This is a genomic window from Streptomyces sp. NPDC101152 (assembly GCF_044768275.1).
In the GTDB taxonomy this organism is placed as follows: domain Bacteria; phylum Actinomycetota; class Actinomycetes; order Streptomycetales; family Streptomycetaceae; genus Streptomyces.
In genome coordinates, this window is the sequence record NZ_JBIWPO010000002.1 from 275030 (window position 1) to 290421 (window position 15392).

General features: G+C 67.8%; 15 protein-coding genes and 4 tRNA genes. 12 read left to right on the top strand and 7 right to left on the bottom strand.

The window, feature by feature from the left end:
• Positions 1-178 precede the first annotated feature (178 nt).
• On the bottom strand, positions 179-1849 hold the full coding sequence (locus tag ACIRVK_RS03840; protein WP_404243647.1) for an HNH endonuclease: 1671 nt from the start codon (positions 1847-1849) through the stop codon (positions 179-181).
• Between the two features lie 298 nt (positions 1850-2147).
• Complete coding sequence (locus ACIRVK_RS03845; RefSeq protein WP_404243649.1) at positions 2148-3578, bottom strand: DUF262 domain-containing protein; 1431 nt, start codon at positions 3576-3578, stop codon at positions 2148-2150.
• Between the two features lie 298 nt (positions 3579-3876).
• Between ACIRVK_RS03845 and ACIRVK_RS03850 the strand changes: the two genes are divergently transcribed.
• Together ACIRVK_RS03850 and ACIRVK_RS03855 are read left to right on the top strand one after the other, a co-directional pair.
• Positions 3877-3944 (top strand) — tRNA-OTHER (locus tag ACIRVK_RS03850).
• A gap of 180 nt (positions 3945-4124) precedes the next feature.
• Entirely contained in the window at positions 4125-4538 is a 414-nt protein-coding gene (locus ACIRVK_RS03855) for a hypothetical protein (RefSeq protein ID WP_404243650.1), read from the top strand.
• On the opposite strand, the gene ACIRVK_RS03860 is transcribed toward ACIRVK_RS03855, so the two are convergent.
• From ACIRVK_RS03860 to ACIRVK_RS03870, 3 genes are all read right to left on the bottom strand, one after another.
• Complete coding sequence (locus tag ACIRVK_RS03860; protein WP_404243652.1) at positions 4505-5188, bottom strand: collagen binding domain-containing protein; 684 nt, start codon at positions 5186-5188, stop codon at positions 4505-4507. The two genes, ACIRVK_RS03855 and ACIRVK_RS03860, sit on opposite strands and share 34 nt — an antisense overlap.
• Before the next feature lie 364 nt (positions 5189-5552).
• Entirely contained in the window at positions 5553-6209 is a 657-nt protein-coding gene (locus tag ACIRVK_RS03865; RefSeq protein WP_404243654.1) for an SDR family oxidoreductase, read from the bottom strand.
• Between the two features lie 243 nt (positions 6210-6452).
• Positions 6453-7742: an amidohydrolase family protein gene (locus ACIRVK_RS03870; RefSeq protein WP_404243656.1), complete on the bottom strand. Its 1290-nt coding sequence runs from the start codon at positions 7740-7742 to the stop codon at positions 6453-6455.
• A gap of 232 nt (positions 7743-7974) precedes the next feature.
• Here ACIRVK_RS03870 and ACIRVK_RS03875 point away from each other — a divergent pair.
• The 6 genes from ACIRVK_RS03875 (at position 7975) to ACIRVK_RS03900 (ending at position 10627) form a co-directional block, all read left to right on the top strand.
• A tRNA-Thr gene (locus tag ACIRVK_RS03875) sits at positions 7975-8047 on the top strand.
• A 46-nt stretch (positions 8048-8093) separates the two neighbouring features.
• A tRNA-Met gene (locus ACIRVK_RS03880) sits at positions 8094-8166 on the top strand.
• 90 nt (positions 8167-8256) lie between these two features.
• Entirely contained in the window at positions 8257-8421 is a 165-nt protein-coding gene (rpmG, locus tag ACIRVK_RS03885) for a 50S ribosomal protein L33 (protein ID WP_003948671.1), read from the top strand.
• 102 nt (positions 8422-8523) lie between these two features.
• Complete coding sequence (locus ACIRVK_RS03890) at positions 8524-8976, top strand: MaoC family dehydratase N-terminal domain-containing protein (RefSeq protein ID WP_404243658.1); 453 nt, start codon at positions 8524-8526, stop codon at positions 8974-8976.
• A gap of 8 nt (positions 8977-8984) precedes the next feature.
• Positions 8985-9413 carry a MaoC family dehydratase gene (locus tag ACIRVK_RS03895; RefSeq protein ID WP_404243659.1) on the top strand — a complete coding sequence of 143 codons (429 nt, stop codon included), beginning with the start codon at positions 8985-8987 and terminating at the stop codon, positions 9411-9413.
• Positions 9414-9571: 158 nt separating this feature from the next.
• Positions 9572-10627 carry a UDP-N-acetylmuramate dehydrogenase gene (locus tag ACIRVK_RS03900; RefSeq protein ID WP_404243661.1) on the top strand — a complete coding sequence of 352 codons (1056 nt, stop codon included), beginning with the start codon at positions 9572-9574 and terminating at the stop codon, positions 10625-10627.
• A 10-nt stretch (positions 10628-10637) separates the two neighbouring features.
• Here the strand turns inward: ACIRVK_RS03900 and ACIRVK_RS03905 are convergent, their stop codons facing one another.
• Entirely contained in the window at positions 10638-11666 is a 1029-nt protein-coding gene (locus tag ACIRVK_RS03905) for an adenosine deaminase (RefSeq protein ID WP_404243663.1), read from the bottom strand.
• Between the two features lie 127 nt (positions 11667-11793).
• Positions 11794-13020: a pyridoxal phosphate-dependent aminotransferase gene (locus ACIRVK_RS03910; RefSeq protein WP_404243665.1), complete on the bottom strand. Its 1227-nt coding sequence runs from the start codon at positions 13018-13020 to the stop codon at positions 11794-11796.
• Positions 13021-13302: 282 nt separating this feature from the next.
• Between ACIRVK_RS03910 and ACIRVK_RS03915 the strand changes: the two genes are divergently transcribed.
• The 4 genes from ACIRVK_RS03915 to rplK all read left to right on the top strand — a co-directional run bounded on the left by ACIRVK_RS03915 (position 13303) and on the right by rplK (position 15324).
• Positions 13303-13375 (top strand) — tRNA-Trp (locus tag ACIRVK_RS03915).
• 105 nt (positions 13376-13480) lie between these two features.
• Complete coding sequence (gene secE / locus ACIRVK_RS03920; protein WP_404243667.1) at positions 13481-13765, top strand: preprotein translocase subunit SecE; 285 nt, start codon at positions 13481-13483, stop codon at positions 13763-13765.
• 80 nt (positions 13766-13845) lie between these two features.
• Positions 13846-14721: a transcription termination/antitermination protein NusG gene (gene nusG / locus ACIRVK_RS03925; RefSeq protein WP_404243669.1), complete on the top strand. Its 876-nt coding sequence runs from the start codon at positions 13846-13848 to the stop codon at positions 14719-14721.
• 168 nt (positions 14722-14889) lie between these two features.
• Positions 14890-15324, top strand: coding sequence for a 50S ribosomal protein L11 (gene rplK, locus ACIRVK_RS03930; RefSeq protein WP_311696792.1), 435 nt, complete (start codon positions 14890-14892; stop codon positions 15322-15324).
• The last annotated feature ends 68 nt before the right edge of the window (positions 15325-15392 follow it).

Below are 15392 nucleotides of genomic sequence, written 5' to 3' on the forward strand. Positions count from 1 at the left end.
GATGCTCCCACTCGGCGCCCGGACGCGGCTAAGCCGCAGGTCGGAGGAGGTGAAGAGTGGCGATCTTGAGGGGACTGTAAAACTGCCGAGCATGGCTGTACTCAGGGACATTCTCTGGGAGCACGTACAAGGCAGCCGCCCGCTCCACAGCGTGACGGGCGGCTGATGCCGATGTGCGCTACCCCAGAGACTTCGCGTGCAGGCGGCGCGCAGTCCCTGCGAGGAGGCGTCGAAGCTTGTCCCTGCGGGCACCGTAGGTCTTCAGCGCGTGGCAGTTCGGGCACAGGGCGATCATGTTCGACGGGAGGTCAGCTCCGCCCTTTGCGAGGTCTTGTACGTGGTCGACCTGCAAGATCGGCTCACCTGCGGTGGTGCGTTCCTTGGGGTGACCGGCACACTCAGGACTTTCGCAGTTGCCTCCGCTACGGCGGATGACCGCTGCCCGGGCGCTCGGGTCTCGGATGTAGCGGTCAACGAGGGAGAGCTTCTTTGCCTGCACCCGCCGTTGGGCGTTGGCTTCCGCGGCTTGAGCCAGGCGCTTGTAGGCGTCTTTGTCCGTCTCCGTACTGTCGCGTACCTCGGGGTCCAGGTCGCCCGGGCGGTAGCTGGCGGTGTCATCGTGAACCGCGCCGGTGTCGGCCTCGAGCACATCGAGCACATCCTGCGGCCAGCTCTCGCGTTCAGGGGAAGGCACGGGGGCCAGGATCCAGAGGAACTCGCGGCGCCACTGGCCGTCGTCGCCTACGCCCCAGCGCAGCCGGCGTTGAACGATGACGGCCCAGGTTTCGAAGCTGAACTGTCCTTGGAAAGGCTTGTGCCAGTAGCGCAACGGGCGGCCGACGGACTGATACTCCGCCATGAGTTCATTGCCGTCTGTGATCCGCTGATCTCCGGAGAGTCCGTCGCCTACATAAGCGATCCAGCCGGTGTCAGGTAGACGGCCGTCAGCGTAGGGGCCCTTGTCGTCCGAGAAGGCGCTCAGGATGCCGTCGGCGAGGCAGCCAATGCCTGCCATCTTCTGTCCGCCGTAGGCGCGCCAGATGGCGTCCCGGTCTTTGAAGGCCTCCCCGAGTTGCGGCCGCAGGGCATCGGCCCACCGGCCAGCGAGCAGGTCGTGGAGGCCGAAGTCCTGCAACAGTCCGGCCGGCAGGGGGTAGAAGTAGCGCAGGATGAGTCCTGCTGCGGCTTCCGCGGCAATCTGGGGTTGCGATCGCAGCAGCGCGTAGTCGTCCTCGCGTAACCCGCTCGACGGGTCAACGCGATTGAGGGACTCAAGAGTTGGGCGGCGGCCCCGACTGGTCAGGTCGAGATCCTGGGTGGAGTCCACCGTCCACAGGTCATCCTTCACGAGCGCCCAAAACGGGTACAGAGTGCCGTCCTTGCCGTCCTCGACGTGCGCGTACTTCTCCAGCAGGGGTGCCAATGCATCACGCGTCGTCGACCACGACTTCATGGGGGGTGCGCCCGCTACGGCCTGACCAATAGCCCAGAGGAGGAGGACAGGACGGTGCACTGCGGGGCCGCCTGCTCGACGCGCCGGCCGCACGTCCCCTACTCGTCTGAGGAACGTCTTCGGCGGCTCCACGACGGTGAAGCCCTCCCGCCTCAACCAGGCCACCGCATGCTTGAGTCCCCCACTGAACTGCGAGGGCTTGAGCGCTTCACCGAAGTCGTACTGGTGGGCAACGCCGGCTATCGCCTTGGAGTCGTACTGCCGTCCGTCGTGAACGAGCAGGTAGGTAGCAGCAGCACGGAAGCCGTAGGTGTTAAGGAACGTGTCTCGTCCGAGCCGGTCGTGCTCTGCAATCGCTTGGAGAATCCCCGCGCGCGTGATCTCAGCAGGTGCCATGGACGACACCGTAGATCACTGCACTGACAGAGCCTCTTGGAAGGGGACTGGAAGTCTTGTGCGGTACGTGCTGTCGCGAGGCAGGGTGATTGCTGTTGTGCTCGTTGGGCGGACGTTATGGGGCATCTGTGGGCCAGCGAGTCAGCCGAGAGTGGCCAGGGCTGTGTTGAGTAGGTCACCAGGCAGGAGGATGCAGAGAATGACGGTCTTGACAGCAGTCGCGGTCATAGCCTGGTAAGCCTGCGCCCCTGTCCCCGCGGGCCAGATTCTGGCAGAGAGATGTGAACGTACGAGATCGTTAGGGCGTTCCGGCGGAGCGGCGCCCCTTGGACAGATTGCAGAACCTATGCGTCAGCGCGGCATTGGCCTTTTCCGTCTTACCGCCATCGCTGTACGGGACGATATGGTCGACGTGGGCATCGTCAATGTCCCTAATTTTCTGCTTACAAATCACGCATTCCTGGCTCTCACTCCAGAGCTCCTCCTTTATTTGCCGACTGAAAAGTCGCCCCCCCTGCCCTGAATCAGCAAGAGCGCGATCGATGAAATCCTTCCACAGGTCAAACCTGCGCTCGATGCGCTTGGCTTCCGAGATGGTGTGAGTGATCAAGTCAGTGAATTCAGGGTTGGCCATGAGGTCGATTGCACCCTCGCGAATAGCGTCGGCGTTTGCGACATACTGACCTTTAGGGTGCCGAAGGAAACCTTGCAGTTGTACATCCATCAGGGCGCGGTTGATTCGGGTATCCCACTTCCCTTGGGGATTATCCTCGGAGCCCGCAATGAAGCGACGGGATGCTTGCGCCCCGAAAATCAGGCGAGAGAGTTCGATCGCTTGCCTGAAATCAACTTGAGCCTTCAGGCGCTCCTTTTCGTCAAAAGTGGCGCCGATCATCATTTGCTTATCGAGGAACTTTGATGTCTTCTTGTCTGGGTGATTCAAATACTTTTGATCACGGAAGGCCATGAAGCGTAGAACAAGCTCCACGTCGACCATTCGCGGGTGAGGCTTCGTTCCCTTAAGGTTCAGAATCTTTCGCCACTCCTGCTCGCCTGCCAACTTTTTCAGGAACTCGTTGTATGTCCCTCGATGGACAGAGTTGCGGAGCTCTTGATCATTCAGGCTGGTGGACCCTTCATTTAGTCGTTGAAACAGCATGAACTTAACTTCTGCATCAGACTCCTTCAGAATCGTAACGGTGTGTAGCTCATAACTTTCAATCCGATCCTGAAGGCTGTCAGGGAGTTCGGAAAATGCCTTCCCTTCTAGATGTTTTGAAACTCCCTTCAGTCGATAGTCTCCTCGCAGGTACTTGAAGATGGCCATGAGCCGCTGCTGGCCGTCAATGACATCTACGTTTTCATTCTCTTGCTGAGCTAGGTAGATTTGCGGAATCGGGAGGTCTAGCAGGATGGATTCAATGAGCTTGCTATTTTTCTGGGTCGTCCAAACTTCGTAACGCTGGAAAAATGGCTGCGGGTTTAGCTTCCTGCGCTCATATTGGCGCTTGAGGCTGGTCACATCCGGGCTGCCAAATTTCGTATACAGAAGTCGCGGCCCCATAGGGTCGATGGCGTCCTCTTCCTCGCTGTTTTCTGGCGCCGTCACGTCATCTGTCGGCGGCACGAAGAGGTGAAAGTGATCCTTACCAGCCTGGCAAACAGGGCAATTGAACTCACTCGGTTGATCGTCCAGCTCTACGCCCCCATGAGCCAACGGCTTGTACATGTACCCGCAGCTGTCACATTGGTACTGGTTGGGCGTTACCACAGGCGCTCCCGGACTGTCGGACTGTCTGAGCCCACAGTAGCGATGGGCGCGGTGAGAGCAACTCAAAACAGACGTTGCGTCTTGGCTCGCGCATCGGGGGCGGGGACTACCGTGAGATATGGCGGGGTGCTGGGGAGCTAACGCCGAGGGGTCTCACCGGCGGGTGCGGAGACGGACGAGAGGGCGACGGAGGAGAGGTTGTTTCCCCCCAGACGTCCCCCGACAAAGGCACTCGCAGGGAAAACCGCAGGCCGCAGGCGGTGGGCGGAGCCCGCTGTAAATCTGCCGGCTCAGCCTTCCCAGGTTCGAATCCTGGCGCCGCCACACGGAGGACATGGGGCCTCTGACCAGCCAAACGGCTGGTCAGAGGCCCCATGTCGTGCGTGCCGTCGCAACGGTGAGGGGCCGCAGGAATTCTGCCCGCCCACCAGTAGCCTCACCGCCGCCTCCCGTGCCGCGGACCCCTTTGACCACCTGCCCGGCGAGGTGGCGGGACGGAGTCTCGTGCTCGTCGGTGGCCCCGTCTGCAACCACCTCACGGAACTCGGGTCCCGGCACCCGGCCGCCCAGGCCGTGCCCGAGCAGCAGGGCGGTGCCGGCGAATGGGGTCTCCGGGTCCTGCTGGCCAACTGGCGGCGCATCGCCCGCAAATGCCGGCAGCGCCCCTGCGCCTTCCTTCTCCACGTCGACACGCGCAGCGCCCAGGCCCGGCTCCGGACCGGCTCGTCGGGGGACAACCGTTCACGCCCTGACCGCCCCTCGACGCCCCGGAGATCCTTCGCCTACTCGCCGGTGTGGGCGAGTTCGATGTGGTGGTCGTCCGCCCCGCCTCCGGAGACCGTGACCGTCGCCGCCCGGGGCGGATATCGCGTGGCGATGACCGTCTACGTGCCGCTGTCCAGGTCGGAGAAGGCGTAGGCGCCGTCCAGACCGGTCCGGGTCGTGCCGGCCACGTTGCACGCCGCGTCGACGAGGGTCACGCGGGCGTCGCTCAGCGGGCTGCCGCCTCCTCGGACGGTGCCGCGGACCTGGGCGCCGGGCCGGAGTTCGACCTCGACATGGGTGGTGCCGGTGCCGCCGATCTCGACGGGCAGGGCCAGCGGCCGGTGCTTGGGGGAGTTGACGGCGAGCGTCACGGGCCCCGGCACCAGGTCGGTGACGGTGAACTCGCCGAGCAGGTCCGTCCGCCCGGTGGTCAGCACGTCCCCGCGCACGTCGGTCACGATGATCACGGCGTCCGTGACCGGCGCTCCGCTGGCCGCGGACCGCACCAGACCGACGAGGCCGCTCGTGCCGCTCAGCAGGACGTCGTACGACACCGGAGCGTCCGCGAGGACGAGCGTCGAGGCCTGCGGCTGGAACCCCTCGGCGGACGCGATCAGGACGTACGAACCGGCGCGGGGCGCGGCCACACCGTAGGAGCCGTCGCTCCGCGAGAGCCCCCGGCTCACCTGCTCCCCACCGAACGTGATCAGCGTGACAGCGGCGCCGGCCACCGGCACCCGCTCGACACCTAAGACCTGCCCGCTCACCGGGACCCCGCTGCCGACCGGCTCCGCGACTCCCACGAGCCGCCCTGAGGTGCCCTCCGCGACCCCGCCCAACGAACCGGACGTACCCGCTCCGCCCCGACCCCCAGGGGTTTGTACCTCCGACAAGGACCCCCGCGCCGGCCGCCGCCTCGATGCCGTCCTCCTCGGCCCCGGCCGGCCCGCCCGCCGACGCCACCGTCCCCCGCGAAGCCCCCTTCGAGGCGCCCAAGCCCCCCGTCCCGTGCCGGGGAATGAACGACGCCACCGCGAAGGCGAGGAGGGCGGCGCCTCCGCCCACTGCGAGGACCGTCCGGAAACCGTTCTCCGAGGGGAGGGAGACCGGGCCCAGGCGGGTGGTCTTCCGTCGCCGAGGCGAACGGCCGCCGTCAGCCGGCCAACCTCAGTTCCCGGCCACCGACTTCACCGCCACCGACACCGGCGTCGACCCGCCGATCAGCTCCAGGGTCAGCCCGGCCGTGGCGGGAGTCTCGACCAGTTCCGCCAGTACGGCGGCCACGTCGTCGCGGGGGATCGCGCCGCGCCCGGTGTGCGCTTCCAGGCGTACGAGCCCAGTGCCGGGGTCGTTCGTCAGGGCCCCGGGGCGCAGAATCGTCCAGTCCAGCGCATCCAGATTCCGGACGTAGGCGTCCGCCTCACCCTTAGCCCTCTGGTACACGTCGAAGACGTCGTCGCCCTGGTGCTCGGGATCGGCACCCATCGACGAAACGACCACGTGCCGTCGTACGCCCGCCCGAACCGCCGCGTCCGCGAACAGGACCGCCGCACCCCTGTCCACCGTGTCCTTGCGGGCCGTCCCGCTGCCGGGACCCGCGCCCGCCGCGAACACCGCCGCGTCCGCGCCGCGCAGCCGTTCGGCGACCTCCTCGACCGAGGCGGACTCCAGATCCAGCACGAGCGGTTCCGCACCGGCCTCCCGCAGGTCGTCGCCCTGGCCGGCGTGCCGGATGATTCCCGCGACCTCGTCTCCGCGCGCTGCGAGCAGCCGCTCGAGTCGCAGCGCGATCTGACCATGACCACCAGCGATGACAATGCGCATGTCTCCGACCGTACGCCCGGACGGCCGCATCTGCCGCATGACTTGAGCCCCGCCCCAGGGGCGCACGGCCGTAGCACCCGGCGGCGTGCGCCCGGCGCACACAGGCACGACACGAACCCGGGGCGCACGCAAGTGGACGCATCAGCTCACGCCCCGGCGCGCACCCCACCCCCAAGCGCCCTCGGTGCACACGCATGCCCCGGCGTACGCCGTCGCAGCCCTCCCCTGTCCCCGTCGGCGCCCTCAGGACACATCGCCCCGCCCCTGCCGAGGCAGCCCCAGCTCCCCCGACGCGGCCGAGTTGCAGTACTCCCGTACCGCGCTCGTCCGGGTCACCACGCGGCCGCGATGGACGACGATCCGGCTGTAGGCGAGCGAGAGGGCGCCCGCCAGCCGGTCGCCACGCACGGCGAGCAACTCGGCCGGAAATCCCGCCTCGACCCGGACCTCGGGCAGCCCCATCGCAGCCCGCGCCGAGCAACTCACCGCGTCGTACGCGTCCTCGGGGCGCAGCCCGTACCGGGACGACAGGAGGTAGGCCGCCTCCAGCGGATCCCCGCGCCCGACCGGATTCGACAGGTCCCTCAGCGCACCGCTGCCCGCGGCCACGCGGACGCCGGCCGCACGCAGCAGCCGTACCGGAGCGGTGCCACGGCCGTCAGCGGCGCCGCACCCGCCCTGGGGAAGGCACACCACCGTCACCCCGGCGGCGGCGAGTTGGTCGGCGGCGCGCGCGGCCGCCTCGGAAGGAAGACGGCCCAGCCCACCGCACGGACCGAGGGTCACACCTGGACGCAGACCGCCGGCCATGGCGGCAAGCCGGGCGAGCCGGGCCGGATCGGCGGCATCCGTATGCAGATCAACAGGACATCCGGCCTCGGAAGCAACCTCCAGGACCGCCTCCACATACCCCGTCGGATCAGGGTCCAGATCGGGACAGCCGCCCACCACCGACGCACCCATCTTGACCGCGTCCCGCAGCATCGCCAGCCCGTCCGCCCCGGCGACCCCGGTCAGCAGCCGTGGCATCGCGACGGCCGAGAGCTCCGCGAGCCCGCGCAGCGAACGCCGTGCCCGCAGCACGGCGCCCAGCGGCCCCAGTCCCAGAACGTCCCCCACGCGCACGTGCGCACGCACCGCGGTCGCCCCGTGCCCGAGGTGCAGCAGCGCCGCCTCCGTGGCCCGGCGCTGCACGTCCTGGGGGTCGGACGAAGCAGGACCGTCATCGTCGGCGGAGAGTGCGGTGTCGCTGTGAGCATGCGGCTCCGCCGGAGCCGGCAGCAGCAGATAGCCGCTGAGGTCCACCCACGCCCCACCCGCGCGCGTGCCGCCTGCCGCAAGGCTGCCCGCCGTACCCACCGCCTCGATGCGCCCGCCCCCGAGCCGCACGTCCACGGTCCGGCCATCGGTCAACCGCGCCCCGCACAACAACAGCCCACCCGGATCACTCCATCCAGAACCGAACGAACCGAACGAACCGGACGACGACCACGACGAAGACGAGTGGGGCGGCTGCGGCTGGCTGTCAGGCATCGCGCTCCAGGGGCTCGGTACTGCGGCGGGGGACGCAAGATCACGCAGAGTGAGTCGAGCCTAGGACGGCGATCCGCCCGTCACGGGGAGGAGCGCAATAGTCGTACCGGTGTGGTCCACGGTCCGGAAGAGCCGCGACAAGCCCCTTGCCCAGCCCCTGCCCCCACCCTTCCGGGCCCGGCGAAACGGATTTGGGTGAACGGCTGCAGACCGTGTAATGTCTTCATCGCTCGCCCCAATAGCTCAGTCGGCAGAGCGTCTCCATGGTAAGGAGAAGGTCTACGGTTCGATTCCGTATTGGGGCTCTGGTGTGTGAGGTTCCCGTCGCGAGGCGGGAACGGATCGCATCACAGCGGTGTAGCTCAGTCGGTAGAGCAAGCGGCTCATAATCGCTGTGTCACCGGTTCAAGTCCGGTCACCGCTACTGACAGTAGCCGATTGTGGGGTCGGTCCTTCGATCGGCTACTCTTCTATGCGTTAACCCAGTCCCATCCGTTCGTCAAGGAGCACTCACGTGGCTGCCACCGACGTCCGCCCGAAGATCACGCTGGCCTGCGTGGAGTGCAAGGAGCGGAACTACATCACCAAGAAGAACCGGCGTAACAACCCGGACCGTCTTGAGATGAAGAAGCACTGCCCGCGTTGCAACGCGCACACCGCGCACCGCGAGACGCGATAAATCAGGCTCGTACGCGAGGCCGCTCCCGAGTGATCGGGGGCGGCCTCGCGTCGTTTAAGTCAGCAGTACCGGTCAGTAGAGCAACCAGGAGGTGCCGAGTCCATGGCGCTCGACCAGTCCTTCGTGGGGCGGAGCTACCCGCCCACCACCCCCTACGAGGTGGGCCGGGAGAAGATCCGCGAGTTCGCCGAGGCCGTGGGGGACACCAACCCGGCCTACACGGACCCGGAGGCCGCCAAGGTGCTCGGCCACCCCGACGTGATCGCCCCGCCGACCTTCGTGTTCGCGATCACCTTCAAGGCCGCCGGACAGGTCGTCGAGGACCCGCGACTGGGCCTGGACTACAGCCGAGTCGTCCACGGCGACCAGAAGTTCTCGTACGTCCGCCCGGTCCGGGCCGGCGACCGGCTCACCGTCACCTCCACCATCGAGGCGATCAAGTCCCTGGCCGGTAACGACATCCTGGACATCCGTGGCGAGGTCCACGACGAGGCGGGCGAGCACGTGGTGACCGCCTGGACGAAGCTGGTCGCGCGCGCGGCGCAGGAGGGGTGAGGAAGAAGATGACGGCGAAGATCGCATACGACGACGTCGAGGTCGGCACGGAACTGCCCGCGCAGACCTTCCCCGTGACCCGCGCCACGCTCGTCCGCTATGCCGGCGCCTCCGGGGACTTCAACCCCATCCACTGGAACGAGAGGTTCGCCAAGGAGGTCGGACTGCCGGACGTCATCGCGCACGGCATGTTCACCATGGCCGAGGCGATCCGGGTGGTCACCGACTGGACCGGCGACCCGGGCGCGGTCGTCGAGTACGGCGTCCGCTTCACCAAACCCGTCGTCGTACCCAACGACGACCAGGGCGCCCTGATCGAGGTCAGCGCCAAGGTCGCTGCCAAGCTCGACGACAACACGGTCCGCGTGGACCTCACGGCGACCAGCGCCGGCCAAAAGGTACTGGGCATGTCCCGAGCGGTCGTACGCCTGCCCTGAACACCCGGGGCCGCCGGTCCCCTCCCAACCAACGGAGGCGTCCGACCGAGGACGGACACCCCCCGCCGCGGCCCCGACCCCCAACGCACCGCCCTGCGCGACGCGCACCCCCACCACGCCGCGCAGGCCGCCGCAGGCACCCGCGTACCCTTGTCCGCGTGCAGGAACGACACGACGCCCCCCTCGCCCCCCTGACCACCTTCCGCGTGGGCGGCCCGGCCACCCGCCTGATCACCGCGACCACCGACGCCGAGGTGATCGCAGCGGTCCGTGAGGCGGATGCCACGAACACCCCGCTCCTGCTGATCGGCGGCGGCTCCAACCTGGTCATCGCCGACAAGGGCTTCGACGGCACGGCCCTGCGCATCGCCACCACAGGATTCGACCTCCGCGGCACCACCCTCGAACTGGCCGCCGGTGAGGTGTGGACCGACGCCGTCGCCCGCTCCGTGGAGGCCGGACTGGCCGGCATCGAGTGCCTCGCCGGCATCCCGGGATCCGCGGGCGCCACCCCGATCCAGAACGTCGGGGCGTACGGCCAGGAGGTCGCCTCGACCATCACCGAGGTCATCGCGTACGACCGCCGAGCCGGCGAGACGGTCACCCTGTCCAACGAGGAGTGCGTCTTCTCCTACCGCCACAGCCGCTTCAAGGCCGACCCCGACCGCCATGTCGTCCTGCGCGTCCGCTTCGAGCTGGAGAACGCGGACGGCCTCTCGGCGCCGATCAAGTACGCCGAGGCCGCCCGGGCGCTGGGCGTGGAGCCAGGCGCCCGCGTCCCCCTCCAGGACGCCCGCGAGACCGTGCTCAAGCTGCGCGCCGGAAAGGGAATGGTGCTGGACCCGGAGGACCACGACACCTGGTCGGCCGGCTCCTTCTTCACCAACCCGATCCTGACGCACGAACAGCTCGCCGCCTTCCACGCGCGCGTGCGCGCCCGCCTGGGCGAGGACGTGGATCCCCCCGCCTACCCGGCAGGCGACGGACACACCAAGACGTCGGCGGCCTGGCTGATCGACCGCGCGGGCTTCACCAAGGGCTACGGCACCGGCCCGGCCCGCATCTCCACCAAGCACACCCTGGCGCTGACCAACCGCGGCGGAGCCACGGCCGAGGACCTTCTCGACCTGGCCCGAGAGATCGTCGCAGGCGTCCACGAGACCTTCGGCGTGACCTTGGTGAACGAACCGGTGACGGTAGGCGTCAGCCTGTAAGAACAAACCATCACTCGAGCCACCGATCCACCCCCGCCAGCAGCTCCCCCCTGACCCCCTCAGGCGCCGCAGAAGCCCGCACCGACTGCCGAGCCAGCTCAGCCAACTCCTCGTCCGTGAAGCCGTGATGACGCCGAGCGATCTCGTACTGCGCGGCGAGCCGCGAGCCGAACAGCAGCGGATCGTCGGCGCCCAGAGCCATCGGCACACCGGCCTCGAACAAGGTCCGCAGCGGCACGTCCTCGGGCTTCTCGTAGACGCCGAGGGCCACGTTCGAGGCCGGACACACCTCACACGTCACCCCCCGCTCCGCGAGCCGCTTCAGCAGCCGCGGATCCTCCGCCGCCCGCACCCCGTGCCCCAGCCGGTCGGCGTGCAGGTCGTCGAGGCAGTCCCGCACCGACGAGGGCCCGGACAGCTCGCCGCCGTGCGGGGCCGACAGCAACCCGCCCTCCCTGGCGATGTGGAAAGCCCGGTCGAAGTCCCGCGCCATGCCCCGCCGCTCGTCGTTGGACAGCCCGAACCCGATCACCCCCCGTTCCGCGTACCGCACCGCCAGCCGGGCCAGCGTGCGCGCGTCCAGCGGATGCTTCATCCGGTTCGCGGCGACGAGGACCCGCATCCCCAGCCCCGTCTCCCGCGAGGTCGTCTCCACCGCGTCCAGGATGATCTCGAGCGCGGGAATCAGCCCGCCCAGCCGAGGGGCGTACGAGGTCGGGTCGACCTGGATCTCCAGCCACCCGGACCCGTCCCGGATGTCCTCCTCCGCGGCCTCCCGCACCAGCCGCTGGATGTCCTCGGGTTCCCTCAGACACGACCGGGCGGCGTCGTACAGCCGCTGGAAACGGAACCAGCCCCGCTCGTCCGTGGCCCGCAGCCGGGGCGGCTCCCCGCTGGTCAGCGCCTCGGTCAGCGCGTCCGGCAGCCGTACGCCGTGCTTGTCGGCGAGTTCCAGGACGGTCGAGGGCCGCATCGACCCGGTGAAGTGCAGGTGCAGATGGGCCTTGGGCAGCTCAGAGACATCACGTACACGCTCCATCCGAGGATCCTGCCGTACGTCACCGCCGTCCTGGTAGCGGAATCCCCTTTAGTGGTCTTGCTCGCACAGACAAACGAAGAGGCGCGCAGCAGGTAGAAGAACCCACCACGCGCCTCCCGGCCAGACCTCAGTCCTGAGCCTCCGCCAGCAGCTTCTGGATCCGGCTGACACCCTCGACGAGATCCTCGTCACCCAGGGCGTACGACAGCCGCAGGTAGCCCGGCGTGCCGAACGCCTCACCCGGGACGACCGCGACCTCGACCTCCTCCAGGATCAGCGCGGCCAGCTCGACCGTGTCCTGCGGCCGCTTGCCGCGGATCTCCTTGCCGAGCAGGGCCTTCACCGAGGGGTAGGCGTAGAAGGCGCCCTCCGGCTCGGGGCAGACCACGCCGTCGATCTCGTTGAGCATCCGCACGATGGTCCGGCGGCGCCGGTCGAAGGCCTCGCGCATCTTCGCCACGGCCTCCAGATCACCGGAGACGGCGGTCAGCGCGGCCACCTGGGCGACGTTCGACACGTTCGACGTGGCGTGCGACTGCAGGTTCGTCGCGGCCTTGACCACGTCCTTCGGGCCGATGACCCAGCCCACGCGCCAGCCCGTCATCGCGTACGTCTTCGCCACACCGTTGACCACGATGCACTTGTCGCGCAGCTCGGGCAGCAGGGCAGGCAGGGACACCGAGACCGCGTCGCCGTACACCAGGTGCTCGTAGATCTCGTCGGTCAGCACCCACAGGCCGTGCTCGAGGGCCCAGCGGCCGATCGCCTCGGTCTCGGCCTCGGAGTACACCGCGCCGGTCGGGTTGGACGGCGACACGAACAGAACGACCTTGGTCTTCTCCGTGCGGGCGGCCTCCAGCTGCTCCACGCTCACCCGGTACCCGGTGGTCTCGTCGGCGACGACCTCCACCGGGACGCCGCCGGCCAGCCGGATCGACTCCGGGTACGTGGTCCAGTAGGGCGCCGGGACGATGACCTCGTCGCCGGGGTCGAGGATCGCGGCGAAGGCCTCGTAGATGGCCTGCTTTCCGCCGTTGGTGACCAGGATCTGCGAGACGTCGGGCTCCCAGCCGGAGTCGCGCAGCGTCTTCGCGGCGATCGCGGCCTTCAGCTCGGGCAGACCGCCGGCCGGCGTGTACCGGTGGTACTTCGGGTTCTTGCAGGCCTCGACGGCCGCCTCGACGATGTAGTCCGGGGTCGGGAAGTCGGGCTCACCGGCGCCGAAGCCGATCACCGGACGCCCGGCGGCCTTCAGGGCCTTGGCCTTGGCGTCCACGGCGAGGGTGGCGGACTCGGAGATCGCGCCGACTCGGGCGGAGACCCGGCGCTCGGTGGGAGGGGTTGCAGCGCTCATGGGCCCATCGTTCCAGACCGGAAACATGCCGGGCACGCGGGTTTCACAGACTGAACATCCAGGGGTCGGTCACTGAACACCCGTCCGGAATCCCGTGGTGGCCTGGGTGATCTTCCGTCGGTTTTCCGGCGATCTTCCTCCGCCAAGGCCCCCACGGGCGCTTTCTGTTCGACGGGGCGCCCCGGAGCACGTACACTCTCACCTCGTTGGCCAACAGCTGCCGCGCTGCGGGCGGTGCACACCGAGCACTCGGTCGGATGCGGTACGTTGGGGGACACACAAAGGGTCGTAGCTCAATTGGTAGAGCACCGGTCTCCAAAACCGGCGGTTGGGGGTTCAAGTCCCTCCGGCCCTGCTACACACACCATTGCCAGGTGTGCGCATGTACGTACAGCAACGCACCGCCGTGCGGCTCCGACCGGGCGCGGCACGGCCACGACCCGGGAACAGGTGAGGACGAATGGCGGACGCCGTGGGCTCCATCGACACGCCTGATGCCCAGGACGAGGCGCAGGAGACGAAGAAGGCCCGTAAGGGCGGCAAGCGGGCCAAGAAGGGTCCGCTCAAGAGGCTTGCCCTTTTCTACCGCCAGGTCATCGCCGAGCTCCGCAAGGTCGTCTGGCCGACGCGTAACCAGCTGACGACCTACACGACCGTGGTGATCGTCTTCGTGGTCATCATGATCGGCCTGGTGACCGTGATTGACTATGGACTCAGCCACGCCGCCAAGTACGTCTTCGGCTGAGCCGACTGCGAAGGGCGCCGTGGTTACCGGCGCCCCTTTCGCGTGTTCCACCCCTATGTATCCAGGAAGAAGCAGCCACCGTGTCTGAGCAGAACCTGAACGACGCCATCGAGCCCGACGAGTCGGTCGACGACGAGCTCGACATCGTCGAGGGCGCGGACGAGCAGGACGAGTTCGAGGCTGCCGAGGCCGAGCTGGGGGAGGCGGCCGAGGAGGCCGCGCTGCACGTCGAGGACGAGGACTCCGAGGAGGAGGGCTCCGAGGAAGAGGGCTCCGACGAGGGAGCCGAGGCCGAGGCCGAGCTCGCCCAGGAAGCCGAGGAGGAGCCCGCCGAGCCGGTCGACCCGGTGGAGGCCCTCCGCGAGGAGCTGCGCACGCTGCCCGGCGAGTGGTACGTCATCCACACCTACGCCGGTTACGAGAACCGCGTGAAGACCAACCTGGAGCAGCGCGCCGTCTCGCTGAACGTCGAGGACTACATCTTCCAGGCCGAGGTGCCGCAGGAAGAGGTCGTCCAGATCAAGAACGGCGACCGCAAGACGATCAAGCAGAACAAGCTGCCGGGCTACGTGCTCGTCCGCATGGACCTGACGAACGAGTCCTGGGGCGTCGTCCGCAACACCCCCGGCGTGACCGGCTTCGTGGGCAACGCCTACGACCCGTACCCGCTGACGCTGGACGAGATCGTCAAGATGCTCGCGCCGGAGGCCGAGGAGAAGGCCGCCCGCGAGGCCGCCGAGGCCGAGGGCAAGCCGGCTCCGCAGCGCAAGGTCGAGGTCCAGGTGCTGGACTTCGAGGTCGGCGACTCGGTCACCGTCACCGACGGCCCGTTCGCCACGCTGCAGGCGACCATCAACGAGATCAACCCCGACTCCAAGAAGGTCAAGGGTCTGGTGGAGATCTTCGGCCGCGAGACGCCGGTCGAGCTTTCGTTCGACCAGATCCAGAAGAACTAGCAACTGCTGGACGGACCGCTTCCGCGCAGGTCAGGCGGGCTCTCGTAGCCGGTCTGACCTGCTCGGTTTTTAGCCGCGCATCTATACCCGTTATCGTTGTGCGGTATGCCTTCATCCGGGACGCGACCCGGGCGGGGGCACGCCTCAATCGAAAGGACCCGGAGAGCAATGCCTCCCAAGAAGAAGAAGGTCACGGGGCTCATCAAGCTCCAGATCAACGCCGGTGCGGCGAACCCGGCTCCGCCGGTCGGTCCCGCGCTGGGTCAGCACGGCGTCAACATCATGGAGTTCTGCAAGGCGTACAACGCCGCGACCGAGTCGCAGCGTGGCTGGGTGATCCCGGTGGAGATCACGGTCTACGAGGACCGCTCCTTCACCTTCGTCACCAAGACGCCGCCGGCCGCGAAGATGATCCTCAAGGCCGCGGGTGTCGAGAAGGGCTCCGGCGAGCCGCACAAGACCAAGGTCGCCAAGATCACCGAGGCGCAGGTCCGCGAGATCGCCCAGACCAAGCTCCCCGACCTCAACGCCAACGACCTGGACGCCGCCGCGAAGATCATCGCCGGCACCGCGCGCTCCATGGGCGTCACGGTCGAGGGCTGAGTCCCAACTCCCCCGTAAACAAGCAGAAGTGGCAGGGCCTGCTCGGCCCGGACCACGACTCCTAAGAA